Annotated in this window: 28 protein-coding genes; 3 read left to right on the top strand and 25 right to left on the bottom strand. The window is 65.8% G+C overall.

The window, feature by feature from the left end:
* Positions 1–17 precede the first annotated feature (17 nt).
* Positions 18–227 carry a hypothetical protein gene (locus tag ACT2B0_RS08085; RefSeq protein WP_473463379.1) on the bottom strand — a complete coding sequence of 70 codons (210 nt, stop codon included), beginning with the start codon at positions 225–227 and terminating at the stop codon, positions 18–20.
* A gap of 300 nt (positions 228–527) precedes the next feature.
* On the opposite strand from ACT2B0_RS08085, the gene ACT2B0_RS08080 reads away from it, so the two are divergent.
* Positions 528–1,055: a GNAT family N-acetyltransferase gene (locus tag ACT2B0_RS08080; RefSeq protein ID WP_473463377.1), complete on the top strand. Its 528-nt coding sequence runs from the start codon at positions 528–530 to the stop codon at positions 1,053–1,055.
* A gap of 21 nt (positions 1,056–1,076) precedes the next feature.
* On the opposite strand, the gene ACT2B0_RS08075 is transcribed toward ACT2B0_RS08080, so the two are convergent.
* From ACT2B0_RS08075 to ACT2B0_RS07995, 17 genes are all read right to left on the bottom strand, one after another.
* Positions 1,077–1,412, bottom strand: a complete 336-nt coding sequence (locus ACT2B0_RS08075; protein WP_481658469.1) for a hypothetical protein — start codon at positions 1,410–1,412, stop codon at positions 1,077–1,079.
* Between the two features lie 103 nt (positions 1,413–1,515).
* The gene (locus tag ACT2B0_RS08070; protein WP_473463374.1) at positions 1,516–2,193 is read right to left on the bottom strand and encodes a L,D-transpeptidase; all 678 of its coding nucleotides are present in this window, start codon (positions 2,191–2,193) and stop codon (positions 1,516–1,518) included.
* Entirely contained in the window at positions 2,190–3,143 is a 954-nt protein-coding gene (locus ACT2B0_RS08065; protein WP_473465858.1) for an ABC transporter substrate-binding protein, read from the bottom strand. The genes ACT2B0_RS08070 and ACT2B0_RS08065 overlap by 4 nt, the downstream gene beginning before the upstream one ends.
* A gap of 183 nt (positions 3,144–3,326) precedes the next feature.
* Positions 3,327–4,817: a glycerol kinase GlpK gene (gene glpK, locus ACT2B0_RS08060; protein WP_473463371.1), complete on the bottom strand. Its 1,491-nt coding sequence runs from the start codon at positions 4,815–4,817 to the stop codon at positions 3,327–3,329.
* 109 nt (positions 4,818–4,926) lie between these two features.
* A complete protein-coding gene (locus tag ACT2B0_RS08055; protein ID WP_348054276.1) occupies positions 4,927–6,648 on the bottom strand; it encodes an ABC transporter substrate-binding protein in 1,722 nt (573 codons plus the stop codon).
* 68 nt (positions 6,649–6,716) lie between these two features.
* Positions 6,717–6,983, bottom strand: a complete 267-nt coding sequence (locus ACT2B0_RS08050) for a DUF2160 family membrane protein (RefSeq protein ID WP_156712916.1) — start codon at positions 6,981–6,983, stop codon at positions 6,717–6,719.
* A 140-nt stretch (positions 6,984–7,123) separates the two neighbouring features.
* The gene (locus ACT2B0_RS08045; RefSeq protein ID WP_156712915.1) at positions 7,124–7,972 is read right to left on the bottom strand and encodes a carbohydrate ABC transporter permease; all 849 of its coding nucleotides are present in this window, start codon (positions 7,970–7,972) and stop codon (positions 7,124–7,126) included.
* A 22-nt stretch (positions 7,973–7,994) separates the two neighbouring features.
* Entirely contained in the window at positions 7,995–8,861 is an 867-nt protein-coding gene (locus tag ACT2B0_RS08040) for a carbohydrate ABC transporter permease (protein ID WP_348054280.1), read from the bottom strand.
* Positions 8,858–9,949, bottom strand: a complete 1,092-nt coding sequence (locus ACT2B0_RS08035; RefSeq protein ID WP_473463368.1) for an ABC transporter ATP-binding protein — start codon at positions 9,947–9,949, stop codon at positions 8,858–8,860. Before ACT2B0_RS08035 ends, ACT2B0_RS08040 begins: the two co-directional genes overlap by 4 nt.
* A complete protein-coding gene (locus ACT2B0_RS08030; RefSeq protein WP_473463365.1) occupies positions 9,936–11,042 on the bottom strand; it encodes an ABC transporter ATP-binding protein in 1,107 nt (368 codons plus the stop codon). Before ACT2B0_RS08030 ends, ACT2B0_RS08035 begins: the two co-directional genes overlap by 14 nt.
* 14 nt (positions 11,043–11,056) lie before the next feature.
* Complete coding sequence (gene glpD, locus ACT2B0_RS08025) at positions 11,057–12,586, bottom strand: glycerol-3-phosphate dehydrogenase (protein WP_473463363.1); 1,530 nt, start codon at positions 12,584–12,586, stop codon at positions 11,057–11,059.
* A 109-nt stretch (positions 12,587–12,695) separates the two neighbouring features.
* On the bottom strand, positions 12,696–13,460 hold the full coding sequence (locus ACT2B0_RS08020) for a DeoR/GlpR family DNA-binding transcription regulator (protein WP_473463360.1): 765 nt from the start codon (positions 13,458–13,460) through the stop codon (positions 12,696–12,698).
* A gap of 98 nt (positions 13,461–13,558) precedes the next feature.
* On the bottom strand, positions 13,559–14,287 hold the full coding sequence (locus ACT2B0_RS08015) for a proteasome-type protease (protein WP_473463358.1): 729 nt from the start codon (positions 14,285–14,287) through the stop codon (positions 13,559–13,561).
* A 35-nt stretch (positions 14,288–14,322) separates the two neighbouring features.
* Positions 14,323–15,117, bottom strand: a complete 795-nt coding sequence (locus tag ACT2B0_RS08010) for a transglutaminase family protein (RefSeq protein ID WP_473463355.1) — start codon at positions 15,115–15,117, stop codon at positions 14,323–14,325.
* 17 nt (positions 15,118–15,134) lie between these two features.
* Positions 15,135–16,076 (bottom strand): alpha-E domain-containing protein, encoded by a 942-nt coding sequence (locus ACT2B0_RS08005; RefSeq protein ID WP_473463353.1) that lies wholly within the window; start codon positions 16,074–16,076, stop codon positions 15,135–15,137.
* A 135-nt stretch (positions 16,077–16,211) separates the two neighbouring features.
* The gene (locus tag ACT2B0_RS08000; protein WP_473463350.1) at positions 16,212–16,607 is read right to left on the bottom strand and encodes a four helix bundle protein; all 396 of its coding nucleotides are present in this window, start codon (positions 16,605–16,607) and stop codon (positions 16,212–16,214) included.
* A gap of 31 nt (positions 16,608–16,638) precedes the next feature.
* Positions 16,639–18,054, bottom strand: coding sequence for a circularly permuted type 2 ATP-grasp protein (locus ACT2B0_RS07995; RefSeq protein ID WP_473463348.1), 1,416 nt, complete (start codon positions 18,052–18,054; stop codon positions 16,639–16,641).
* A gap of 267 nt (positions 18,055–18,321) precedes the next feature.
* Here ACT2B0_RS07995 and ACT2B0_RS07990 point away from each other — a divergent pair, with 267 nt between their 5' ends.
* On the top strand, positions 18,322–18,741 hold the full coding sequence (locus ACT2B0_RS07990) for a DUF4864 domain-containing protein (RefSeq protein ID WP_473463345.1): 420 nt from the start codon (positions 18,322–18,324) through the stop codon (positions 18,739–18,741).
* Positions 18,742–18,753: 12 nt separating this feature from the next.
* Here the strand turns inward: ACT2B0_RS07990 and ACT2B0_RS07985 are convergent, their stop codons facing one another.
* The 7 genes from ACT2B0_RS07985 to coaD form a co-directional block, all read right to left on the bottom strand.
* Entirely contained in the window at positions 18,754–19,161 is a 408-nt protein-coding gene (locus ACT2B0_RS07985) for a DUF2177 family protein (RefSeq protein WP_473463343.1), read from the bottom strand.
* An 85-nt stretch (positions 19,162–19,246) separates the two neighbouring features.
* On the bottom strand, positions 19,247–20,377 hold the full coding sequence (gene tgt, locus ACT2B0_RS07980; protein ID WP_473463340.1) for a tRNA guanosine(34) transglycosylase Tgt: 1,131 nt from the start codon (positions 20,375–20,377) through the stop codon (positions 19,247–19,249).
* A gap of 55 nt (positions 20,378–20,432) precedes the next feature.
* Positions 20,433–21,512, bottom strand: coding sequence for a tRNA preQ1(34) S-adenosylmethionine ribosyltransferase-isomerase QueA (gene queA / locus ACT2B0_RS07975; protein ID WP_473463338.1), 1,080 nt, complete (start codon positions 21,510–21,512; stop codon positions 20,433–20,435).
* Entirely contained in the window at positions 21,509–21,904 is a 396-nt protein-coding gene (locus ACT2B0_RS07970; RefSeq protein WP_473463336.1) for a hypothetical protein, read from the bottom strand. Before ACT2B0_RS07970 ends, queA begins: the two co-directional genes overlap by 4 nt.
* Entirely contained in the window at positions 21,904–22,413 is a 510-nt protein-coding gene (locus ACT2B0_RS07965) for a peptidylprolyl isomerase (RefSeq protein WP_106569575.1), read from the bottom strand. Before ACT2B0_RS07965 ends, ACT2B0_RS07970 begins: the two co-directional genes overlap by 1 nt.
* Before the next feature lie 34 nt (positions 22,414–22,447).
* Positions 22,448–23,035: a peptidylprolyl isomerase gene (locus tag ACT2B0_RS07960; protein WP_433963182.1), complete on the bottom strand. Its 588-nt coding sequence runs from the start codon at positions 23,033–23,035 to the stop codon at positions 22,448–22,450.
* Positions 23,036–23,046: 11 nt separating this feature from the next.
* On the bottom strand, positions 23,047–23,547 hold the full coding sequence (gene coaD / locus ACT2B0_RS07955; protein WP_473463333.1) for a pantetheine-phosphate adenylyltransferase: 501 nt from the start codon (positions 23,545–23,547) through the stop codon (positions 23,047–23,049).
* 198 nt (positions 23,548–23,745) lie between these two features.
* On the opposite strand from coaD, the gene ACT2B0_RS07950 reads away from it, so the two are divergent.
* Positions 23,746–23,886, top strand: coding sequence for a hypothetical protein (locus tag ACT2B0_RS07950; RefSeq protein WP_473463331.1), 141 nt, complete (start codon positions 23,746–23,748; stop codon positions 23,884–23,886).
* Positions 23,887–23,905 lie beyond the last annotated feature (19 nt).

The following is a 23,905-nucleotide window of genomic DNA, read 5'->3' as shown; positions in this document are numbered from 1 at the left end:
GCATCGCCGCCCTGGACCTATTGCCCGCGGCGTCCGCCGGCGACCGACGACGAAATCGCGGAAATCGGATCGCTGGCGGGAAACGTATCCTCCAGCCCTTCCTGCAGTTCCTCCTCCAGGTTCTCGGCAAGGTCGTTGCCGCCCGCCGCGCGCGCCTTGCGGAAGGCGTCGGCGGCCGGCGACGAGCGCGGCGTGTCTGGTTTCGGGGCAGATGGCTTGCCGGACATTGAGGGCTCCTTCGCGGCGGTGCGACATCCCTTAAGATAGGAAGCCCGCGCGACAGCAGCAAATCCCGGCACGAACGAACCGGCCGGTCGAGTGCGCGCCGGGGAACCTTCCGCGCCGCTTGCGCGTTGTCATCTGTCTGCTCTCGCTTTGTCGGGCCAGGCAACGGCCGGCAGCGCCATTTGCCCCCTCGCGGCGCTGCCGGTCCGCCGCGCCCAGCCCCCCGCAGCCGGCTGCAATCGCGCGCCATGACTGCGCGGCAAAGGCGCGTTAGGATTGCGCCGGCGATCGGGAAACGGACGATGGGCGAGACGCGGCGAGACGACGAAAGCGGCACGGTTACGGTGCGGCCGGCAACAGCCGCCGACAGCGCGGCCATCACCGCTCTCCTGGCGCTCTCCTACCCGGCCGCCTATGCCGGCTGGTACGAGGCGGACCTGCTTGCCCGCGCCCTGCCCTTCATGATCCGCGCCAATCCGGGCCTGATCGCGTCCGGCACCTTCCATGTCGCCTTTGTGGACGGGCGGCTGGCGGGCTGCGGCGGCTGGTCGCCCTGCGCGCCCGACGGCCGGGAACGGGCCGGCACGGCCAATCTGCGCCATTTCGCCGTCGACCCGGCGGCAATGCGCCGTGGCATCGGGCGCGCGCTTTACCGGCGCTGCCGCGACGAGGCCAGCGCGTGCGGTTTTACCTGCATGGAGTGCCAGTCGAGCCTGCCGGCCGCGGCGTTTTACCGCCGGCTCGGCTTCGAGCGCGTCGAGCCGTCGGCGGTCGAGTTGCCGGACGGCACTGTCTTTCCGGGCGTCCTGATGCGGGCCGCGATCGCCTGAGCGTCCCGTCGCAGGCGCCGATCACACCGGCTGGATGGATTTCACGTTGCCGTCGCTGTCGACGATGCAGCTCGTGCGCTGGCCGTTGGCGTCGACCTCGACCTGATAGTTCTGCGAATTGAGCTGGCGCGAGGAAACCGGCAGCACCTTGTCGCCCGGCGCGCCAGTGGCCTCGGCGGCCGCGCCCGCGCACAGCAACTGCAGGTCGGCCGGTGCGGTATTGAGCGTGGTGCGCGCGCGCTGGTCGGGTTCGGGATCGCTGGTAGCGCATGCCGACAGCGCAACCGCCAGGGCGGCGCTCGCAAGCGCGGCCGATATCGATCCCGACCGGCCCGGTCTTGGTTTTTTGTGCTGCATGGTCCCCTCTCGCGGCCTTTTTCCTGTCTGCCTTGCGGCCGCCTTCTGGGTGGCGCTCCGCCGTGTCGGGTCGGGACGGCAAGTCCTTTTCGCGGACCCGGCCTCACACGCCCTTGTAGAGCGCGGCCCCCTGCATCAGCACGATCACCTTGGCGCCGACCTGGACCCGTTCGTGCAGATGCACGATGTCGTCATTGTTCATGCGGATGCAGCCCGACGACACGTCGAGGCCGATGGTCCACGGTTCCGGCGTGCCGTGAATGCGGTAGATCGTGTCGCGGCCGCCCTCGTAGAGATAAAGCGCGCGCGCGCCGAGCGGGTTGTCCGGTCCGCCCGGCATGCCGCCGGCCCATTTGGCCGCGTTCGGGTCGCGCGCCACCATCTCGGCCGGCGGCGTCCAGGTCGGCCATTCCGCCGTGCGCCCGACCTTGACGATGCCCGCCCAGCCGAACCCCTCGCGGCCGACGCCGATCCCGTAGCGGATCGCCTGGTGGCCGGGCTGGACCAGATAGAGAAAATGCTGATTGCCGTCGATGATGATCGTGCCCGGTTTTTCGGCGGTGCGGAACTTCACCACCTGGCGCCGGAAGGCCTCCGGCACCTGCTTGTGCGCGGCATAATATTTATGCGCCTTCTTGCGGTCGTAATCGATCCATTTGCGGGTGATCGGATCGAAGATCTGGGTCTGCGCGGCGACCACGGCCACGCTGGCGAGCCCGAGCGCGGTCGCCAGCAGCGCCACCGCTGCGGAACGACGGGAGAAGGTCTTGCTCGTCATCATGGTTTGGCCCATCCCTTCACCCGCTGCTCATGCGCGCCGATCCATTGCGCGGCCAGCGCCTCAGGTTCGACGCGGTCGACCTGCAGCGCATAGGTCATCGCCGTGATCTCGGCCGGCGTGAAATCGATCTTTTCCAAAAACGCCGCGATCTCGGGCCGCTTTGTCGCCAGCGCCGTGGCGTAGGCGATGTGGAAATGGGCGATGTTCCAGGCCACCGGCGCGCTCGATCTGGAAATCCACAGCGGGTCCTCGGCCGGCGAGACGATGTTCCATTTCGTCCGGTCGTAATCCGGCTCGCTCAGCCGCACGATGTCGTGCAGCTTGAAAACGTGATGCGGCGCATAACAGGCAAACACCATCGGCCGTGCTGTCGCGACCGCGGCGTCGACGGCGGCCATGCCGACATCCTCCTCGGCCTCGACCAGCGTCAGGTTCTTGGCATAGCCGTAGCTGTTGGCGCGCACCTTCTCGATGCCGGTCGACGACCAGGTCGCCGCGCCGACCCACATCTCGCCCTGCCCGTCGCCGTCGGTATCGAGGATCGCGGTCTTTTCGGGGTCGCTCAAATCCTTGACGTCGCGCAGCCCGGCGGCCGCCGCGTCGGGCGTGGCGCACAGGCCCTGCCAGGCCGGCACGCCGAACAGGCTTACCGTCACACTGCCGCGATCGGCGGCATAGCGCTTGATCAGATCGTCCAGATTGGGGCGCCAGACTTCCGGATGAATGTCGACCTCGCCCGAATCCAGCCCGGCAAACGCCGTCAGCGTGCCGAGTTCGCGGGTCTCGACGTCGAGGCCGAATTCGCGCTCGATCGCTGCCGACACGATATGGGCGGTGGCGCGCCCGGACGGCCAGTTGGGCTCGGCGATCACCAGATCCGCCGCCAGGCCGGGTCCGGCGAGCGCGAAGATCGAGGCCAGCGCCGTAAGCGCCGCGGCCGACATGCCAATCCGCATCTGTTCCTCCTCCACTGCCGCAAGGGTAGTTTTGGAGGGCCGCATGTCAAGATGAGCGCGCGACGATGGTGCTTATCCCTAACCGATCACAAAGAAACGCTCGTCCGGGTCCCTGCGCCGGGGTTTGAACGCCACCATCTTGCGGCCGCGACAGGCGCTGTGCCCGCGCGCTCTGCCTCAGCGCGACAGCGTGCGATTGACCGCGTCCGTCCAGCCGCGGATCTTGCGCTTGCGTTCGGCCGCCTCCATGCGCGGCTCGAACCGGCGATCGAGCGCCCAGCTTTCGGCGAAGGCCTGCGCGTTCGGCCACAGCCCGACCTTCGAGCCGGCCAGCCACGCCGCCCCGAGCGCCGTGGTTTCCAGGATCTGCGGCCGGTCGACGGCGGCGTCGAGAATGTCGGCAAGGCACTGCATCGTCCAGTCGGAGGCGACCATGCCGCCGTCGACGCGCAGCACGGTCTGCGAGGCGCCCGCCTTCCAGTCCTTGCGCATCGCCTGCAAGAGATCGCGGGTCTGGTAGGCGACCGATTCCAGCACCGCGCGGGCCAGTTCCGCCGGTCCCGAATTGCGCGTCAGGCCGAAGATCGCCCCGCGCGCGTCGGCGTCCCAATGCGGCGCGCCGAGCCCGACAAAGGCGGGCACCACATAGACGTCCTGGGTCGGGTCGGCCCGCTCGGCGAGTTTTCCGGTCTCGTCCGCCTTCTCGATGATTTTTAGCCCGTCGCGCAGCCATTGCACGGCCGCGCCGGCGATGAAGATCGAGCCCTCCAGCGCATAGGTCGTACGGCCGTCGAGGCGGTAGGCGATGGTGGTCAGGAGCCGGTTCTTCGAGCGCACCATGTCGGCGCCGGTGTTGAGCAGCGCGAAACAGCCGGTGCCGTAGGTCGACTTCATCATGCCCGGCTCGAAACAGGCCTGGCCGATCGTCGCCGCCTGCTGATCGCCGGCCACGCCGCGGATCGGGATTTCGGCGCCGAACAAATCCTTGCGCGTCGCGCCGAAATCGTCGGCGCAGTTTTTGACGGTCGGCAGCATGGCGGCGGGAATGCCCAGAATTTCGAGCAGCTCGTCGTCCCAGCGATTGTCGGCGATGTTGTAGACCAGCGTGCGCGAGGCGTTGGTGGCGTCGGTGGCGTGCACGGCGCCGCCGGTCAGCCGCCAGATCAGGAAACTGTCGATCGTGCCGGCCAGAAGCTCGCCGCGCTCGGCGCGGGCGCGCGCGCCCTTCACCTTGTCGAGCAGCCAGGCGATCTTGGTGCCGGAAAAATAGGGGTCGAGCAGCAGGCCGGTCTTTTTGGTGAATTTCGGCTCCAGCCGCTTCTTCTTCAGCCGCGCGCATAGCGGCGCCGTGCGCCGGTCCTGCCACACGATCGCGTTGTGGATCGGTTCCCCGGTCGCCTTGTCCCACACCACCACGGTCTCGCGCTGGTTGGTGATGCCGATCGCGGCGATGTCGCCGGCCGCAAGCCCGGCCTTTTCCAGCGCCGTCTTCACCGTGGACACCACGGTCGTCCAGATGTCCTCGGGATCGTGCTCGACCCAGCCCGAGGCCGGATAATGCTGTGCGAATTCCTCCTGGCCGATCGCGACGATCTTCATGTCGGCGTCGAACACGATGGCGCGCGAGGAGGTGGTGCCCTGGTCGATGGCGAGAATATGTCTGCTCATGGGACGGTCGTATCATATGCGGGTTGAAGGACGCAGCCCCTGCCGGTCTGCCCGGCACGGGACAGGAACGGGGGCGGCCACGCCGCCCCCGCCGCCGGCCAGGCCGGACTTACTGCCAGCTCTTGACCAGATCGTCGTAATTGACGGTCTGCGGCTGTTCCTTCTCGTTCTCGACCTTGAGCTGCGGCGCCAGGTTGCCCTTTTCGACTGCGTCCTTGTTCCAGTACTCGAGATCGTGCTCCTCGGCGAGCTTGGGGCCGAACTCGCCCTGCACGCCGGCCCGCTCCAGGCGTTCCAGAACCCGCTCCTGCTCCGCGCACAGCGAATCCATCGCCTCCTGGGCCGATTTGGCGCCCGACGAGGCATCGCCGATCGCCTGCCACCACAACTGCGCCAGCTTGGGATAGTCGGGCACGTTGGTGCCGGTCGGCGACCATTGCAGCCGCGCCGGCGAGCGGTAGAACTCGATCAGGCCGCCGAGCTTGGGCGCGCGGTCGGTGAAGCTCTCATGATCGAGCGTGGACTGGCGGATGAAGGTCAGGCCGACATGGCTCTTCTTCACGTCGACGGTCTTCGAGGTCACGAACTGGGCGTAGAGCCAGGCCGCCTTGGCGCGGTCGTCGGGCGTCGATTTCATCAGCGTCCAGGAGCCGGCGTCCTGATAGCCGAGCTTCATGCCGTCCTTCCAGTAGACGCCGTGCGGCGACGGGGCGAAGCGCCATTTCGGCGTGCCGTCCTCGTTGACCACCGGCAGCCCGTCCTTGACCATATCGGCGGTGAAGGCGGTGTACATGAACATCTGCTGGGCGATCTCGCCCTGGGCCGGCACGGGACCGGACTCCGAGAAGGTCATGCCTTGCGCTGCGGCCGGGGCGTAGGCCTTCATCCAGTCGAGATATTTCTGGATGGCGTAGACGGCGGCCGGGCCGTTGGTGTCGCCGCCGCGGGCCACGCACGAGCCGACCGGACGCGAATTCTCGTCGACCTTGATGCCCCATTCGTCGACCGGCAGCCCGTTGGGGATGCCCTTGTCGCCGTTGCCGGCCATCGACAGCCACGCATCGGTGAACCGCCAGCCCAGCGACGGATCCTTCTTGCCGTAGTCCATATGGCCGTAGACCTTCTTGCCGTCGATCTCGCGGCCGGTGAAGAACTCGGCGATGTCCTCATAGGCCGACCAGTTGACCGGCACGCCGAGATCGTAGCCGTATTTCTCCTTGAACTCGGCCTGGTTCTTCTCGTCGTTGAACCAGTCGTAGCGGAACCAGTACAGATTGGCGAACTGCTGATCGGGAAGCTGGTACAGCTTGCCGTCCGGCGCGGTGGTGAACGACTTGCCGATGAAGTCGTCGATGTCGAGGTTCGGATTGGTGACGTCCTTGCCCTCGTTTTCCATCCAGTCGCTCAGATTGCGCGCCTGCTGGTAGCGCCAATGGGTGCCGATCAGGTCGGAATCGTTGATGTAGCCGTCATAGATGTTCTCGCCCGACTGCATCTGCGTCTGCAGCTTCTCCACCACGTCGCCCTCGCCGATCAGGTCGTGCGTGACCTTGATGCCGGTGATGGCGGTGAAGGCGGGCGCCAGCACCTTGGATTCGTATTCATGCGTGGTGATCGTTTCCGACACCACCTTGATCTCCATGCCGGCCAGCGGCTCGGCCGCGTCGATGAACCACTGCATCTCGGCTTCCTGCGCGGCCCGGTCGAGCGACGACATGTCGCCGATCTCGGCGTCGAGGAAGGCCTTGGCGGCCTCCATGTCGGCGAAGGCCGGCCCCGCCGTCAGAAGCAGCGCCAGCGCCGCGGTCGATGTCATTAAATGGCGTCTCATCAATTCCTCCCAAGGTTACCGATGAAATCCGAACGCGGGCCTTGCGCCCGGCCGGTCAGTTCCCCGCCCTAGACGAAACGGAATACGCCGATCGCGTAGACCGCCGACAGGGCGAGAGCCCACCACAGGCCGGGTCCGACAAGACCCAGCCAAGCGAGATGGATGAAGGCGCTGCCGAGCAGCGAAACGAACAGCCTGTCGCCGCGCGTCGTCTCGAAACGCAGGATGCCGACGCGCGGATGGCCGCCGGGGCGCGCATATTCCCAGATCGCCATCAGCGCCAGAAACAGAAAAATGGTCAGGAAAAACAGCGCGCTCGGAAACGACCACGCCATCCACGAGCCCGGAAACAAAGAGGCCTGCCAGTCGATCGCCCCGTCCTTGACCGGCAGCCGGTTGGCCAGCAGCCAGGCAGCGAGACCATAGGCGGCGAGCAGGCCGGCCAGCGGCAGTTTCCAGTTGCGCGTGCGCTCCATCACACCCTCCCCAGGGCGAAACCCTTGGCGATATAGTTGCGCACGAACCAGATCACGAGCGCGCCCGGGATGATGGTCAGCACGCCGGCGGCGGCCAGCACGCCCCAGTCGAGTCCGGAGGCCGACACGGTGCGCGTCATGGTCGCGGCGATCGGCTTGGCGTCGGTGGTCGTCAGCGTGCGCGCGATCAGCAGCTCGACCCAGGAAAACATGAAGCAGAAGAAGGCGGCCACGCCGATGCCCGAGGCGATCAGCGGCATGAAGATCCTGACGAAGAAGCGTGGGAACGAATAGCCGTCAATATAGGCGGTCTCGTCGATCTCCTTGGGCACGCCGGACATGAAGCCTTCCAGGATCCACACCGCCAGCGGCACGTTGAACAGGCAGTGCGCGATGGCGACCGCGATATGGGTGTCGATCAGGCCGAAGGCCGAATAGAGCTGGAAGAACGGCAGCGCGAACACCGCCGGCGGCGCCATGCGGTTGGTCAGAAGCCAGAAGAACAGGTGCTTGTCGCCGAGGAAGCGGTAGCGCGAGAACGCGTAGGCCGCAGGCAGCGCCACGGTGACCGAGATCACCGTGTTCATGACCACGTAGATGATCGAGTTGATGTAGCCCGAATACCAGGATGGATCGGTGAAGATGACGGCGTAGTTGCGCAGCGTCGGCTCCTGCGGCCACAGCGAGAACGCGCCGAGGATCTCCTGATTGGTCTTGAAGCTCATATTGGCGAGCCAGTAGATCGGCAGCATCAAAAAGACGATATAGAGCGTCGGCACCAGCCAGGCGAAGCGCGCGCGCTCGCCGCGCCGGCGGATGCGCACGGCCGGGGCGCGGGTTGCGGTCATGGCGTTATCGGTCGCGGCCATCTCACTTCTCCGCGTCGTAATTGGTCATGACGGTGTAAAACACCCACGACAACAGCAGGATGATTAGGAAGTAGATCAGCGACATCGCCGCCGCCGGGCCAAGGTCGAACTGGCCGATCGCCGTCTTGACCAGGTCGATCGACAAAAACGTCGTCGAATTGCCCGGCCCGCCGCCGGTGACGACGAACGGCTCGGTGTAGATCATGAAGGAATCCATGAAGCGCAGCAGGATGGCGATGGTCAAAACCCGCTTCATCTTCGGCAGCTGGATGTAGCGGAACACCGCCCAGCGCGAGGCCCCGTCGATGCGCGCGGCCTGGTAATAGGCGTCGGGAATGGAGACCAGCCCGGCATAACACAACAGCACCACCAGGCTGGTCCAGTGCCAAACATCCATCACGATCACCGTGATCCAGGCGTCGAACGGGTCGTTGACGTAATTGTAGTCGATGCCCAGCGCCCAGGTGGCCCGGCCGAGAAGGCCGATATCGATGCGGCCGAAAACCTGCCAGATCGTGCCGACCACGTTCCAGGGAATGAGCAGCGGCAAGGCCATCAGCACCAGGCACACCGACACGCCCCAGCCGCGGCGCGGCATGTTGAGCGCGATCAGGATGCCGAGCGGCACCTCGATGGCCAGAATGATCCCCGAAAACACCAGATTGCGGCCCATCGCGGCCCAGAACCGGTCGGACGACAGGATTTCCTCGAACCATTCCGTGCCGGCCCAGAAGAACTGGTTGCCGCCGAACGTGTCCTGGACCGAATAGTTGACCACCGTCATCAGCGGAATCACGGCCGAAAACGCCACCAGCGCCAGCACCGGCAGCACCAGGAACCAGGCCTTGTTGTTCCAGGGCTTGTTCATGCCGTTTCTCCCTCGGCCGCGTTGTCGTAGTCGACGCGCCAGGAGCCGGCATAGATGTTGATGCCCTCGGGCGCGAAGCTGATGCGCGGCTCGGCCGGTATCTCGCCGTCCTCCGGCAGAACCGCCGCCAACGCATGGCCGTCCACCACGGCGCGCACGATCTTCTGGCGGCCGATATCCTCGACCTTGTGGATCGTCGCCGGCATGCCCTGGCGGCCGATGCGCACGAATTCGGGACGTACGCCGAGCTCGATCGCCCCGCCCATCGGCGTTTTCGGCGCGCCGGGCAGTTCGATGGTTTCGTCGCCGAAGCGCGCCTGGCGTCCGGAGACCGAGACCGGCAGCACGTTCATGCCCGGCGAGCCGATGAAATACCCCACGAAAGTGTGCCTGGGCCGTTTGAACAGATCGGCCGGCGTGCCGATCTGGACGATCTCGCCCTCATACATCACCACCACGGAATCGGCGAAGGTCAGCGCCTCGGTCTGGTCGTGCGTGACATAGACCATGGTGTGGCCGAAGCGCTTGTGCAGCAGCTTGAGCTGCGAGCGCAGCACCCATTTCATGTGCGGGTCGATCACCGTCAGCGGCTCGTCGAACAGGATGGCGTTGACGTCGGAGCGCACCAGGCCGCGGCCGAGCGAGATTTTCTGCTTCTGGTCGGCGGTCATGCCCTGGGCTTTGCGGTCGGCCCAGTCGTTCAGGTCGATCATCTCGAGCGTCTCGCGCACCTTGCGCGCGACCTCGGCCTCGCCGACGCCGCGATTGCGCAGCGGAAAGGCGAGATTGTCGTAGACCGTCATCGTGTCGTAGACGACCGGGAACTGGAACACCTGGGCGATGTTGCGCGCTTCGGTCGGGTAGTGCGAGACGTCCTCGCCGTCGAACAGAAGCCGGCCTTCGGAGGCGTGCAGCAGCCCGGAGATGATGTTGAGCAAGGTGGTCTTGCCGCAGCCCGACGGGCCGAGCAGCGCATAGGCGCCGCCATCCTTGAACACGTGGTGCACTTCCTTCAGCGCATAATCGTCGTCGCGCGCCGGCTGGGCGAGATAGGAGTGGCGGATATGGTCGAGTTCAATCCTGGCCATCGTGTCCTCCCCGCCCCGTCAGAGCGTCGACACCGGCAACCGTGCGTCCCTGCGCATCGAAGATCATCACATGGCGCGTGTCGATGAACGCCCTGATCTGGCTGCCGACCTCGAAATCGTGGATGCCCGGCGCCAGCATCACCCAGCTCTGGCCGGCAAAATCCAGATGCACGAAGCTTTCCGAGCCGGTGAGTTCGGTCACCGTCACCGTCGCCGTCAGTTCGCCGGCGTCCGGCGACGGGCTTTCAAGCGTCAGGTGGTGCGGGCGGAAACCGGCGCGGTAGGCGCCGTCGGCGAGTGCTGCAAACCCGTCGGCGACATTCAGGCGCACATCGTTGCCCAGTTCGAAGGCGGCGCCCGTCTTGACCACGTCGATCGTGTTCAGCGGCGGGTCGGAAAAGGTCTGGGCGGTGACGAGGTCGACCGGGTTGCGGAACACGTCGATCGTGGAGCCGAACTGCGTCACCCGGCCCTGCGACAGCGTGGCCGTATTGCCGCCCAGAAGCAGCGCCTCGTGCGGCTCGGTGGTGGCGTAGACGAAGATCGCGCCGGATTCGGCAAAAATCTTCGGCAGTTCGTCGCGCAGTTCCTCGCGCAGCTTGTAGTCGAGATTGGCGAGCGGCTCGTCGAGCAGCACCAGGCCGGCATTCTTGACCATCGCGCGCGCCAGCGCGGTGCGCTGCTGCTGCCCGCCCGACAGGTTGAGCGGGGTGCGCTCGAGATAGGGCGTCAGCCGCAACAATTCGGCGGCGCGGCGCACCTCCTTGTCGATCTGGTCGGCGGCGGTGCCGGCCACCCTGAGCGGCGAGGCGATGTTTTCGTAGACCGTCATCGCCGGGTAGTTGATGAATTGCTGGTAGACCATGGCGACGTTGCGCTTTTGCACCGCGACCCCGGTCACGTCGGCGCCGTCGAACCAAACGCTGCCGGCGGTGGGCACGTCGAGCCCGGCCATCAGCCGCATCAGCGTCGTCTTGCCGGCGAGCGTGGGGCCGAGCAGCACGTTGAGCGTGCCGCGCTCGATCGCCAGCGACACGTCGCGAATATGCGTGTCGCCGCCGACGATCTTGGACACGTTCCTCAGTTCAAGCATCCGCCCGCTCCAGCCTAGCCCGCGGCCGCGTTGCCGGCCCGGGCGCCGGTCTCGCGCATGAACGCCTCCAGGCCCGCCGCCGCCTCTTCCGACAGCCGCAGCCCGCGCTTGGTCCGGCGCCACAGCACGTCCTCGGCGCTGACCGCCCATTCGTTTTCCATCAAATAGCGCACCTCGCACTCGTAAAGGTCGGCCCCGAAACAGCGGCCCAGATCGGCCTGCGTGCGCGCGGCGCCGAGTATGGTGCGCGCGCGCGTGCCGTAAAGACGCACCAGCCGGCGGGCATGCGCGGGTTCAAGAAAGGCGTAATCCGCGCGCAGCCCTTCGACCGCGTCGGCAAATCCCGTGACCGGAAAATCCCCGCCGGGCAGGCTTTCTGCGCCCGTCCACGGTGCGCCCTTCTTGCCGATCTCGGCGCCGATCCGCTCCAGCACCGCCTCGGCCAGCCGCCGATAGGTGGTGATCTTGCCGCCGAAAATATTCACCAGCGGCGCCTGGCCGTCGCCGCCCTCGCCCTTCAGCACGTAGTCGCGCGTTGCTTCCTGCGCCTTGGAGGCGCCGTCGTCGTAGAGCGGGCGCACGCCCGAATAGGTCCACACGATGTCGGCGCGACGAACCGGCTCGGCGAAATACTCGCTGGCCGCCGCGCACAGATAGTCGATTTCCTCCTCGCTGATCGCCGCCTTGCCGGGTTCGCCGTCATAATCGCGATCGGTGGTGCCGATCAGCGTGAAATCCTCCTCGTAGGGGATGGCGAAGATGATGCGGCCGTCGCGGTTCTGGAAGAAATAGGCGCGCGGATCGTCGAATTTGCGCGTGATGACGATATGGCTGCCCTGGACCAGTCGCACATTGGCGACGCCGTTCTTGCCGAGCGCGCCCGCCAGCACCTCGTCGACCCAGGGACCGGCCGCGTTGACCAGCATGCGCGCGCGCAGCGCCTGCTTGAAACCGGTGTCGCGATCCTGGGTTTCGATGCGCCAGACGTCGCCGTCGCGGACAGCGCGCACGATCTTGGTTCGGGTGCGAATCTCGGCGCCGCGATCGGCGGCGTCGCGGGCGTTGAGCACCACGAAGCGGGCGTCGTTGACCCAGCAGTCGGAATATTCGAAGGCGCGCGCGAACAGCGGTTTCAGCGGCTTGCCGGCCGCGTCGCGGCGCATGTCGAGCGTCTTGGTGGCCGGCAGCAATTTACGCCCGCCGATGTGGTCGTACAAAAACAGGCCGAGCCGCAGCAGCCAGGCCGGCCGCAGGCCCTTGTGATGCGGCAGCACGAACCGCATCGGCCAGATGATGTGCGGCGCCAGGCGCCACAACACCTCGCGCTCCATCAGCGCCTCGCGCACCAGCCGGAATTCGTAGAATTCCAGATAACGCAGGCCGCCATGGATGAGCTTGGTCGACCAGGACGAGGTGCCGCTGGCGAGATCGTTCTGCTCGGCCAGAAACACCGAATAGCCGCGCCCCGCCGCGTCGCGGGCGATGCCGCAGCCATTGATGCCGCCGCCGATGACGGCGATGTCGTAGAGCCGGTCGTTGCTCAAGAATTCCTCCCGGCTTTCGCAATGCAACATAGACGCGAAACGAAAGCGTTAAAAAGAACTAAATCGAAATAAAAGCGCGTGTCAAACGAAAGTTTCCGTTAGCGTGCCGCTATTGGCCCGACTCGATCAGCCGCACGTCGGCCTCGGCGCAGATGGCGCGGATCGCCTTGAAGCCGCACTGATCGGTGATGAAGGTGTCGACCTGCGACAGATGGCCGATGCGCACCGGCGCGGTGCGTTCGAACTTGGTCGAATCGGCGACCAGAATGACGTGGCGCGCATTGGCGATGATCGCCTGCGCGACCTTGACCTCGCGAAAATCGAAATCCAGCAGCGCGCCGTCCTGGTCGATCGCCGACGTGCCGATCACGGCATAGTCGACCTTGAACTGGCGGATGAAATCGACCGCCGCCTCGCCGACAACGCCACCGTCGGCGCCGCGCACCACGCCGCCGGCAATCACCACCTCGATCGACGGGTAGACCCGCATCCTGTTGGCAACGTTGATATTATTGGTAATCACCATCAATCCGTTGTGATCGAGCAGCGCCCGCGACACCGCCTCCGTCGTGGTGCCGATATTGATGAACAGCGAGGCGCTGTCGGGGATCAGGCGCGCGGCCGCGCGGCCGATCGCCGCCTTTTCGTCGGCCGCGATCTTGCGCCGCGCCTCGTATTGCATGTTTTCGATGCCCGACGGGTAGAGCGCGCCGCCATGGATGCGGGTGAGATGGCGCTGATCGCACAGATCGTTGAGATCCTTGCGGATCGTCTGCGGCGTGACGCCGAACGCGGCGGCCAGGTCCTCGACCGTCACCCGCCCGTGCTGCTTGGCCCGGTCGATGATGGCGGTATGGCGCGGCGTCAGATACATCGGCGTAAGCTCGCTTTCGTTTTTCTTTCGAATAAAGAAAAAACGAAAGGCGGCCGATTGCAAGGATTTTCTGACCGCTGTCGATCCGGCGCGCCGGATTAAAGCGGAAAATCGGGCAGTTGGCGAAAGGCCGTCTTCAGCGCGTCCGACCAGCCGTCTGAAATCGTACGGTAATAGGGATCGTCGGCGGTGACGCGGATCTGCTTGCCGAGGGCGAAACTGTCGCGCTCGTAAAACTGCATGTCGAGCGGCAATCCGACCGACAGGTTGGATTTCACCGTGGAATCGAACGAAACCAGCAGCAGCTTGGCGGCCTCGGCGAAACTCATGCCCGCATCGAAGGCGCGCACCAGGATCGGTTTGCCGTATTTGATCTCGCCGATCTGGAAAAACGGCGTGTCGGCGCCGGCCTCGACGAAATTGCCCTCGGGATAGATCATGAACAGCCGCGGGTCGGTGCCGCGGATCTGGCCGCCGAGGATGAAGGAGGCGCCGAACGCGTCCTGGTTCTGGCCGGCCGGTACGGAGCCGGAAATGACCTCCTTCAACAGATCGCCGACCACCCGCGCGGTCTGGTACATGGACGGCGTTTCCAACAGCGAGGGCGAGCGTTCGTGCGGCGCCTTGGCGCGTTCGTCGAGCAGGCTGACGACGGACTGGGTGGTCGCCAGATTGCCGGCCGCCAGCAGAACGATCACCCGCTCGCCCGGCTTCGTCCACGAAAACATCTTTTTGAAGGTGGAGATGCTGTCGACACCGGCATTGGTGCGGGTGTCGGACATGAAGGCCAGCCCGCAATCCATGTTGAGCGCGACGCAATAGGTCATCGGGAGAATCCGCCTGAAAACTCGGTTGGCGTAGATTACTGCTCGACAGTGACGCGAACCGCAAGCTGTTCTTCGCCACTGCCATGGCGGATGCCGGAAATCGGACAGGCGTCGCGATAGTCGAGGCCGGTCGCCACGCGCACGTAACGCGCGTCGGGCGAGACGCGGTTTGCCGGATCGAAGCCCACCCAGCCCAGGCTGTCGACATGGACCTCGGCCCAGGCGTGGCTCGCCGCCTGCTCGTCGGTGCCGTCCATATGCAGATAGCCGCTGACATAACGGGCCGGAAGGCCGGTGCGGCGCGCCGCCGACACGAAGATGTGGGCGTGGTCCTGGCACACGCCGGTGCCGCGCTTGATCGCCTCTTCGGCCGGCGTTTCGGCGTCGGTGGTCCCGGTCTGGTAGGCGACGGTGTCGGCGATCGCGGCCATCAGCGTGTGCAGGCGCTCCACGTCGGAGGCCGCGCCCATCGCCTCGACGAGGCGCGCCACGCCGGGGCCGGCCTTCGTCAGCGCCGTTTCACGCCGAAACAGCCATAGCGGCGCGAAGCCGCGATGCTCGCCGACCACGCCGGCCGTGTCGCTGGTCTCGACCTCGCCGTGCGCTTCCACGGTAATGGCGTGCCGGCCGCCCTCGGCGCTGATCAGCACGGTTTCGTTGGCGAACTGGTCGCGGAAGCGCACCTCCTCGCGCGCGCCCTCGATCGACAGTTCCCAGCCGTGCACGGTCTGAACGGGATCCTGCTTGGGGATCAGTCGCAGCCGCTGCAGCGCATAGCCTACCGGCGCATCGTAGCTGTATTCGGTGTGGTGGCTGATTTTGAGACGCATTCTTCCAGTCCCGCTGTTCAGTAGAACCGGTAGTCGCGGGCGATCTCGTTGCCCAGCCGGTCGTTCTCGACGATGAAGTCGGACAGAAACTCGTGCAAACCGATGTCGAAGATATGTTCGATCGAGTTGTCCTTGATCTTGCCGAGCGTGGTCTCGACAATGTCGTGGCAGCTGTGGCGCGGGCCGTATTCAGCCGCCAGAAAATTGAGGCTCTCGGCAATGTTGCGGTAGCAGAACGCCAGCGATCGCGGCATGCGGTTGTTGAGGATCAGGAAGTCGGCGATGTTGGCGGGCTTGTATTCGCCCTCGTAGACCCAGCCGTAGGAGCGATAGGCCGCGACCGAGCGCAGGATCGATTCCCACTGGTAATTGTCGAGCGTCGAGCCGACCCAGGACAGCGACGGCAACAGCACGTAATATTTCACGTCGATGATGCGGGCGGTGTTGTCGGCGCGCTCCACGAAGGTGCCGATATGGGCGAAGTCGAAGATTTCGTTGCGCAGCATGGTGCCGTAGAACGCGCCGCGGATCAGCGCCGTCTCGCGCTTGATGGCGTCCAGCACCTTGGGCAGCTCGCGCGCGTCGACCGGGCGGGCCAGCATGCGTTTCATCGCCATCCAGGCCTCGTTGAGGCTTTCCCAGGTCTCGCGCGTCAGCGCCGTGCGCACCATGCGGCCATTGTTGCGCGCCGTCTCGATCGAACCCATCACGCTCGACGGGTTGGTCAGATCACGCAGCAGGAATTCCGACACGGTCTCCACGGTGGCTTCGTCGTGGCGGGCCTCAAACTCCCCCTTCAGGCCGGCGCTGACGATCACCGAGGCCCATTCCTCGGCCGGCGTGGTCGTGCGCGTCAGCGACAGGCGCAGGCCGGCATCGACGAGCCGGGCCATGTTCTCGGCCCGCTCGATATAGCGGTTCATCCAGTAGAGCCCGTTGGCGGTTCTACCGAGCAGCATGGCAGCCCGCTCCGTAACGGCAGTGAATAGTGCGTAGAAAATAGGTGGTAGTGGTGGTCAAGCCCGGAAACGCCCCTCCTGGCTTCGGGGAGCCCTGAGCCCTGCTCGGCCATGGCCAGATCGAAAGCAACGGTGTCATCGTTTTCGCTGAAGACTGCGAATCATGCCGCGCAACATGCGCCCCAATTCGTCCGTTCGGTAAAGAATCGCGCCGGAGACGTCGTCGACAAGCAGGTCCAGCTTGGTCGCCAGAAACAAATGCGTTTCGAGTTCCTTCAGCGATCCTTGGGCGATGCGCAGAAACTGAATGAACGCGGCGCGGCTCTCCCTGCCATAGCCCTCGGCAATGTTGGCGGGGATCGACGTTGCCGCACGACGAATTTGGCTGGTCAGGCCGTAAAGTTCGCTTGGCGGCAGTGATTTCGTCGCCTCGTAACATGCCACCGCAATGTCGATTGCCACCTGCCAAATGAGGAGGTCCCTGTAGGAATTGATGTTGCCTAATGATCTTGTTTCCTCCTCCCGACCCACAAGCCTACTCCCTACTCCCTACTCACCCCCTTCAATCATCGAGCACCCAGGTGTCTTTGGTGCCGCCGCCCTGGGAGGAGTTGACGACCAGCGAGCCCTCCTTCAGCGCCACCCGCGTCAGCCCTCCCGGCACGATCTGGACCTTGTCGGAGACCAGCACGAACGGGCGCAGATCGACATGGCGCGGCGCCAGACCGGCCCCGGTCAGAACCGGACAGGTCGACAGCGACAGGGTCGGCTGGGCGATATAGTTGCCCGGCCTGGCGGCGAGCTTTTCGGCGAACGCCTCGCGCTCCTTTTTCGAAGCCGCCGGCCCGACCAGCATGCCGTAGCCTCCGGAGCCGTGCACCTCCTTGACCACCAGTTCGCCGAGATGCTCCAGCACATAGGCGAGGCTGTCTTTGTCCGCACAGCGCCAGGTCGGAATATTGCCCAGCAGCGGCTTGCGGCCGGTGTAGAACTCGATGATCTCGGGCATGTAGGAATAGATCGCCTTGTCGTCGGCGATCCCCGTGCCAGGTGCGTTGGCGATGGTGATGTTGCCGGCGCGGTAGACGTCCATGATGCCTGCCACGCCGAGCGCGGAATCGGGCCTGAAGGTCAAGGGGTCGAGGAAGGCGTCGTCGACACGGCGGTAAAGCACGTCGATCGCCTTGTAGCCCTCGGTCGTGCGCATGGCGACCCGGCCGTCGACGACCCTCAGATCGGAGCCCTCGACCAGTTCGACCCCCATCTGGTCGGCCAGGAAGGCATGCTCGAAATAGGCCGAATTGTAGATGCCGGGCGTCAGCACCGCCACGCGCGGCGTCTCGCTGCGGCAGCCGTCCGGCCTGACGCGCGACAGCGACTGGCGCAGCAATTGCGGATAGTTCTCCACCGGCCGCACGCTGATCGACTGGAACAGCTCGGGAAAGAGCTGCATCATCGTCTCGCGGTTTTCCAGCATGTAGGACACGCCCGACGGGGTGCGCGCATTGTCCTCCAGCACGAAGAACTCGTTCTCGCCCGTCCTGACGATGTCGACGCCGATAATGTGGGTGTAGACGCCGGCCGGCGGGCGCACGCCGATCATTTCGGGCTGAAACGCCTCGTTGTTGGCGATCAGCTCCTTCGGCACCCGGCCGGCGCGCAGGATCTCCTGGCGGTGGTAGATGTCGTCGAGAAACGCGTTCAGCGCCATCACGCGCTGCTCGATGCCCTGGGTCAGGCGACGCCATTCGCTGCCGGAAATGATGCGCGGGACGATGTCGAACGGGATCAGCCGCTCGGCCGCCTCGGCCTCGCCGTAGACGGCGAAGGTGATGCCGGTTTTGCGGAAAACCTGTTCGGCGTCGCTCGCCTTTTCCGCCAGACGCGCCGCGTCCTGCGCTTTCAGCCAGTCATTGTAGCTCGCGTAAGGCCCGCGGACCGTGGTGCCGTCGGGCCGCATCTCATCGAATGCAACCACGCAACAATTCCCCTGTGACTTGCATAACAAAGGGTTCGCCGGACGAAATCAAGCGCAGGGCGCCAAAAATCGATCCATCGACCCTGCCGGGCACAGACGGGCGCCGATCTTTGCCGCCGGTCGCGAGGTGTCCGGGGCGCGCGGGCTGCGGCCTGGCCGCCGGCGGGATGAAACCGGCAGCTTCTCTTTGTCGTATACGTTTTCGATGACCAAGAAGGCCGTTTGGTCCGGCAAGGCCGCCGGACGGCCCAAGCCCGGAGCGGAACAATGGCCCACTATCGCGCAATCGCCCTCACCCTGGCCCTTCTGGGCGCCGCGCCCGTCCTTGCCGGCGAGGCTGAAATTCAGGCCGCCCAGTCGACGATCGACAAGCAGTTGCAGGCATTCCAGGCGGATGACGGCGCGGCCGCCTACAGCCACGCCGCCCCGACCATCAAAAGGCTTTACCCCACGGTCGGCGCCTTCATGAGCATGGTCGAGCGCGGCTACGCCCCCGTGCGGCAGCCGCAGAGCTATGCCTTTGGCGCCGCGAAGGAACTCAGTCAGACCACGATCCTGCAAAAGGTTCATGTGGTCGGTCCCGACGGGCGCAGCTATGTCGCCGTCTATACGCTCGAACTGCAGGCGGACGGCGTCTTTCGCATTTCCGGCTGCAGCCTGCGGGCCTCGAACGCGCTCAGCACCTGACGACGGAGCCGGTCACGTGAAAGCTGCCCAGTTCATGATCGCCACCGTCGCGCCGGCGACCAGGCCGCCGAGGACGGCGCCCCAGCCGGTGTCCAGCACCGCGATCGTCCGGTCGTAACCGCGAATGAGGGAGAGGCTGGTGGCGTTGAAGGTGAGATAGCAGAAGAATCCGAACAGCGCCCCGTCGCGGACACCGGCGAGGACCGTGCCGCCGGCGAGATTGTCCGCAACGGCGAAATAGACCAGCCCGGCGACGTAGAGCAGGTAAAACACCGCCGCCGGCGCCACAAGCGGGCTGTCGCGCAGGATCGCGCCGATGCGCGGGCGATAGACGCGCGGGCCGGCGATGCCGAGCCACAACCCGTCGGCGATCAGGAACAGGACGAGCGCGACACCATAGGCTGAAAGATAGTCGGCCAAGACAACCTCGAAGGATAAGGGTTTCCGCGCCGGCGGGCGGCGCCGGCGCCGTCTCCTCTTCCTACGCAGGCCTGCCGGGAGCGGTTCACACCGGCGGCACGTCGCCCCGCGCCCAGCCTTCGGCCAACCCGGCGGCGTGGTCGGCAAGCCGGCCGGCCGCAATCGCGTCGCGCAGACCCTGCATCAGCGTCTGGTAGTAGGACAGGTTGTTCCAGGTCAAAAGCATGCCGCCCAGCGCCTCGCCCGCCTTGACCAGATGGTGCAGATAGGCGCGGGAATAGTCGCGCGCGGCCGGGCAGTCGCTTTCGGCGTCGAGCGGGCGCGGATCCTCGGCATGGCGGGCATTGCGCAGATTGATCTTGCCGAGCCTGGTATAGGCGAGCCCGTGGCGGCCGGCGCGGGTCGGCATGACGCAGTCGAACATGTCGATGCCGCGCTGCACCGACTTGACGATGTCGTCGGGCGTGCCGACGCCCATCAGATAACGCGGCTTGTGCTGCGGCAGCGCCGGGCACACCGCGTCGAGCATGGCCAGCATCACCGGCTGCGGCTCGCCGACCGCCAGCCCGCCGACCGCATAGCCTTTCAGGTCGAGCGCGGTCAGCGCCTCGGCCGAGCGCACGCGCAGCGCCTCGTCGTCGCCGCCCTGCACGATGCCGAACATCGCCCGGCCGGGCTGGTCGCCGAAGGCCGTCTTGCAGCGCTCCGCCCAGCGCAGCGACAGTTCCATCGACCGTTCGATCACGTCGCGCTCGGCCGGCAGCGCCACGCATTCGTCGAGCTGCATCTGGATGTCGGAGCCGAGCAGGCCCTGGATCTCGATCGAGCGCTCCGGCGACATCTCGTGCACCGCGCCGTCAATATGCGACTTGAAGGTGACGCCCTTTTCGGAAAGCTTGCGCAATTGCGCCAGCGACATCACCTGGAAGCCGCCCGAATCGGTCAGGATCGGATGCGGCCAGCGGGCGAATGCGTGCAGCCCGCCGAGCCTGGCGACGCGCTCGGCGCCCGGGCGCAGCATCAGATGATAGGTGTTGCCCAGGATGATGTCGGCGCCGAGCGCGCGCACCTGGTCCATATACATCGCCTTGACCGTGCCGGCGGTGCCGACCGGCATGAAGGCGGGCGTGCGGATCGTGCCCCGCGGCGTGGAAATTTCGCCACGCCGCGCCGCGCCGTCGGTCGCCAGCAGTAAAAACTCAAAGCTTTGCGTCATCGCGATTTTCAACCGGCTGAAAGGCAGGCGTCTTGGAATGCGCCGCAGTAGTGGATCATTCTGCGCGCGCCCGGAACAGCAGGCACGCATCGCCGTAGGAATAAAACCGATAGCCGCTCTCGATCGCGTGGCGATAGGCGTCGCGGATCGTTTCCGCGCCCGCGAAGGCCGAGACCAGCATGACCAGCGTCGAGCGCGGCAGGTGGAAATTGGTCATCAGCACGTCCACGGCGCGGAACCGGTAACCCGGGGTGATGAAGATGTCGGTCGTGCCCGCCCATTCGGCGAAACGCCCGTCGGGACCGGCCGCGCTTTCCAGAAGCCTGAGCGTGGTGGTGCCGACCGCCACGATCCGGCCGCCGCGCGCCCGCGCCTGGTTGAGCGCCGCCGCCGTCTGGGCGGAGATCGAGCCCCACTCCTCGTGCATCACATGGTCGTCGGTGTCGTCGGCCTTGACCGGCAGGAACGTGCCCGCGCCGACATGCAGCGTCACGCAGTGCCGCTCCGCGCCGGCCGCGTCGAGCGCCGACAAGAGCGCCGGGGTGAAATGCAGCCCCGCCGTCGGGGCGGCAACGGCCCCCTCCTCGCGCGCGAAAATCGTCTGGTAGTCGCGCCGGTCGCGGTCGTCGTCGGGCCGCCGCGCGGCGATATAGGGCGGCAGCGGAATGTGGCCGACAGCCTCCAGGGCCTCGTCGAGCACCGGTCCGGACAGGTCGAAGGCCAAAAGCACCTCGCCGCCCTGCCCCTTTTCGGCGACGGTGGCGTCGAGACTGCCGGTCAGGCACACCGCCCCGTCATGGCCGAACTGGATGCGTTCGCCCGCCTCGACGCGCTTGGCCGGCTTCAGGAACGCCTTCCAGCGATCGGGTCCGACCCGCCTATGCAGCGTCGCTTCGATATGCGCCTGGTTCTCGCCGCGGCGACGGATGCCGGTGAGCCTGGCCGGGATCACCTTGGTGTCGTTGAACACGACGACGTCGCCCGGCTTCAGGAAGGACGGCAGGTCGCCGACGCCGCGGTCGTCGAGCCCGGCGCCCGGCCGCACCACCAGCATGCGGGCCGCGTCGCGCGGCTCGGCCGGCCGCAAGGCGATGCGCTCTTCGGGCAGCGCGAAATCGAACTGATCGACCTTCATCCGCGTTCGGAACAGTCGACGACGAAGACGCCCTCGTCCTTGAACGAGAACACGCCTCCGGCGGCGTAACCGTCGCCCTCCGTCAGAAAAAACACACGCAACCGGCCAACGATCGCGTTGACCGCCTCGTCGGTAAAATCGACCAGCAGACGGCTTTCGTCCTCGAACGCCTGGCCGACGGCGATCGGCGTGCCGGGCACGATTTCGGGGTCGGTCGACCAGACCTTGCCGCCGATCTCGACGGTGGCGCGCAACACCGAGATCACCGCGAGCCGGCCGACCGAAAGATCGACCGCAACGCCGTCGCCCGTGCACGCGATCCCGCCGCTGGCAACCGCCGGCGTGGCCGTCGCGGCGAGACAGAACGCAAGGGCGGCGGCGCGGTTTTTCATCACGCGTCGGCCGCGACCTTCATCGACACGATCTTGTCGGGATCCTGCACCGGCTCGCCGCGCTTGATCTTGTCGACATTGTCCATGCCCTCGATGACCTGGCCCCAGACCGTATATTGGCGGTTGAGGAACGAGGCGTCGCCGAAGCAGATGAAGAACTGCGAATTGGCCGAATTCGGGTTCTGCGAGCGGGCCATCGAACAGGCGCCGCGGCCATGGTTGGCGTTGGAGAACTCCGCCTTCAGGTCCGGCTTGTCGGAGCCGCCCATGCCGGCGCGCGACGGGTCGAAGGACGCGCCGCCCGACTTGCCGTAGCGCACGTCGCCGGTCTGGGCCATGAAACCGTCGATGACGCGGTGGAAGACGACGCCGTCATAGGCGCCCTCGCGCGTCAGTTCCTTGATGCGGCCGACATGGCCGGGCGCCAGGTCGGGCAAAAGCTCGATCACCACCTGTCCCTGCGTGGTCTCCATCACGATGGTGTTTTCCGGATCCTTGATCTCGGCCATAAGTCGTCCTTTCCTTGGGTTATTGTCGCCGCGATCACTCGCCGTCGGCGGCTATGCGAACCTTGAGCATCCGGTCGGGCTCTGCCACCACGCCGTTCTGCGCCGGGTCGCCGCGCTTGATGGCGTCGACCTTGTCCATGCCGTCCTCGACCTCGCCGACGATCGTATAGGCGCCGTCGAGATTGGGGGCGGGCGCGAACATGATGAAAAACTGCGAATTGGCGGAGTTCGGATCGCGGGCGCGCGCCATGCCGACCGTGCCGCGCACGAAATTGGCGTCGGAGAATTCGGCCGGCAGGTCGCTGCGCGCCGAACCGCCGGTGCCGGCGCGGGCGGCGTCGAACCCGTCCTTCATGTCGCCGAACTCGACATCGCCGGTCTGGGCCATGAAACCGTCGATGACGCGGTGGAAGGCGACGTTGTCATAGGCGCCCTCGCGCACCAGCGCCTTGATCTGCTCGACGTGCTTGGGCGCGATCTCGGGCTTGAGCGCGATGGTGACGTCGCCGTCCTTGAGCGTGATGATCATGGTGTTTTCCGGCTCGGCCGCCATGGCGCCGGAGGCAAGTCCGCCGGCCAGCAGGGCTGCGGCCAGCGTGCGAGAAAAGATCGTTCGCAGCATAAGATGTTCCTTCAACGGGGGAATTTTTCGTCCAGGGCCGCCTTCACCACGTCCGGCACGAACGCGCTGATGTCGCCGCCCATGGAGGCAATCTGGCGCACGAGTGTGGCGGTAATGGTGCGCACCGACGGGCTGGCGGGAATGAACACTGTCTGCAGTTCCGGCGCCATGGTCTCGTTCATGCCGGCCATCTGCATTTCATAATCGAGATCGGTGCCGTCGCGCAGGCCGCGGATCATGATCGTGGCGCCGTGGCGGCGCGCGGCGTCGACCAGCAGCCGGTCGAACGACACCACCTCGATCTGCGCGCTCTGGCCATCGAATTCGCTGGCCGCGACCTTGTGGATCAGTTCCAGGCGCTCGTCGAAGGAAAACACCGGCTTTTTGCCCGGCTGGATGCCGATGGCGACGATGACGCGGTCGACGATCGACAAGGCGCCCTTGAGCACATCGAGATGCCCGTTGGTCAGGGGATCGAAGGAACCGGCGTAGATGGCGACATGTTGGGTCATGGGTGCAGGCTTTTAAGTCCGTTGGCTGGCAAAGGCAATCGGCTGCAATGGCGCGGGGCAAGGCCGCCGCGCGCCGACATGAACCGAATATGAACGCCGCGATCAGCCGGCATTCAAGCGGACCTGTGTAAGACAACGCACAGACGGATGAAACCAAACCGGTTTTGAATCGTTGTTAGGAACGAAGGAGACGATACCATGCTGATCACCTTGCTTGCCGCAGCGATGACCATTGCCATGCTGATCGCCACCGCGTTCAAATTCTACGAGGAAGCCCAGCGGGCCCGGATCGAGCTGCGCGCCGCCGAAAAGAACTCGTTCCAGCTCTCGCGCCGCTGAGCGCCCGGCTCCGGCTTCG

This window comes from Nitratireductor sp. J20-h4 (assembly GCF_056780505.1).
The sequence above is the reverse complement of the archived record's forward strand: the minus strand, read 5'-3'. Positions and strand labels throughout refer to the sequence as shown.

What these genes read in the sequence shown, in the direction of transcription:
- ACT2B0_RS07950 (WP_473463331.1), top strand. Translation starts at nt 23,746, where the DNA reads ATGCTGATCACCTTGCTTGCCGCAGCGATGACCATTGCCATGCTGATC.
- ACT2B0_RS08075 (WP_481658469.1), bottom strand. Translation starts at nt 1,412, where the DNA reads ATGCAGCACAAAAAACCAAGACCGGGCCGGTCGGGATCGATATCGGCC.
- ACT2B0_RS08055 (WP_348054276.1), bottom strand. Translation starts at nt 6,648, where the DNA reads ATGAGACGCCATTTAATGACATCGACCGCGGCGCTGGCGCTGCTTCTG.
- ACT2B0_RS08070 (WP_473463374.1), bottom strand. Translation starts at nt 2,193, where the DNA reads ATGATGACGAGCAAGACCTTCTCCCGTCGTTCCGCAGCGGTGGCGCTG.
- ACT2B0_RS08005 (WP_473463353.1), bottom strand. Translation starts at nt 16,076, where the DNA reads ATGCTGCTCGGTAGAACCGCCAACGGGCTCTACTGGATGAACCGCTAT.
- ACT2B0_RS08050 (WP_156712916.1), bottom strand. Translation starts at nt 6,983, where the DNA reads ATGGCGTGGTCGTTTCCGAGCGCGCTGTTTTTCCTGACCATTTTTCTG.
- ACT2B0_RS07960 (WP_433963182.1), bottom strand. Translation starts at nt 23,035, where the DNA reads ATGCTGCGAACGATCTTTTCTCGCACGCTGGCCGCAGCCCTGCTGGCC.
- queA (WP_473463338.1), bottom strand. Translation starts at nt 21,512, where the DNA reads ATGAAGGTCGATCAGTTCGATTTCGCGCTGCCCGAAGAGCGCATCGCC.
- ACT2B0_RS07965 (WP_106569575.1), bottom strand. Translation starts at nt 22,413, where the DNA reads ATGGCCGAGATCAAGGATCCGGAAAACACCATCGTGATGGAGACCACG.
- ACT2B0_RS08045 (WP_156712915.1), bottom strand. Translation starts at nt 7,972, where the DNA reads ATGACCGCAACCCGCGCCCCGGCCGTGCGCATCCGCCGGCGCGGCGAG.
- coaD (WP_473463333.1), bottom strand. Translation starts at nt 23,547, where the DNA reads ATGACCCAACATGTCGCCATCTACGCCGGTTCCTTCGATCCCCTGACC.
- ACT2B0_RS08040 (WP_348054280.1), bottom strand. Translation starts at nt 8,861, where the DNA reads ATGAACAAGCCCTGGAACAACAAGGCCTGGTTCCTGGTGCTGCCGGTG.
- ACT2B0_RS08085 (WP_473463379.1), bottom strand. Translation starts at nt 227, where the DNA reads ATGTCCGGCAAGCCATCTGCCCCGAAACCAGACACGCCGCGCTCGTCG.
- ACT2B0_RS07970 (WP_473463336.1), bottom strand. Translation starts at nt 21,904, where the DNA reads ATGAAAAACCGCGCCGCCGCCCTTGCGTTCTGTCTCGCCGCGACGGCC.
- ACT2B0_RS07990 (WP_473463345.1), top strand. Translation starts at nt 18,322, where the DNA reads ATGGCCCACTATCGCGCAATCGCCCTCACCCTGGCCCTTCTGGGCGCC.
- ACT2B0_RS08015 (WP_473463358.1), bottom strand. Translation starts at nt 14,287, where the DNA reads ATGACCTATTGCGTCGCGCTCAACATGGATTGCGGGCTGGCCTTCATG.
- ACT2B0_RS08080 (WP_473463377.1), top strand. Translation starts at nt 528, where the DNA reads ATGGGCGAGACGCGGCGAGACGACGAAAGCGGCACGGTTACGGTGCGG.
- tgt (WP_473463340.1), bottom strand. Translation starts at nt 20,377, where the DNA reads ATGACGCAAAGCTTTGAGTTTTTACTGCTGGCGACCGACGGCGCGGCG.
- glpK (WP_473463371.1), bottom strand. Translation starts at nt 4,817, where the DNA reads ATGAGCAGACATATTCTCGCCATCGACCAGGGCACCACCTCCTCGCGC.
- ACT2B0_RS08035 (WP_473463368.1), bottom strand. Translation starts at nt 9,949, where the DNA reads ATGGCCAGGATTGAACTCGACCATATCCGCCACTCCTATCTCGCCCAG.
- ACT2B0_RS08020 (WP_473463360.1), bottom strand. Translation starts at nt 13,460, where the DNA reads ATGTATCTGACGCCGCGCCATACCGCCATCATCGACCGGGCCAAGCAG.
- ACT2B0_RS08030 (WP_473463365.1), bottom strand. Translation starts at nt 11,042, where the DNA reads ATGCTTGAACTGAGGAACGTGTCCAAGATCGTCGGCGGCGACACGCAT.
- ACT2B0_RS08010 (WP_473463355.1), bottom strand. Translation starts at nt 15,117, where the DNA reads ATGCGTCTCAAAATCAGCCACCACACCGAATACAGCTACGATGCGCCG.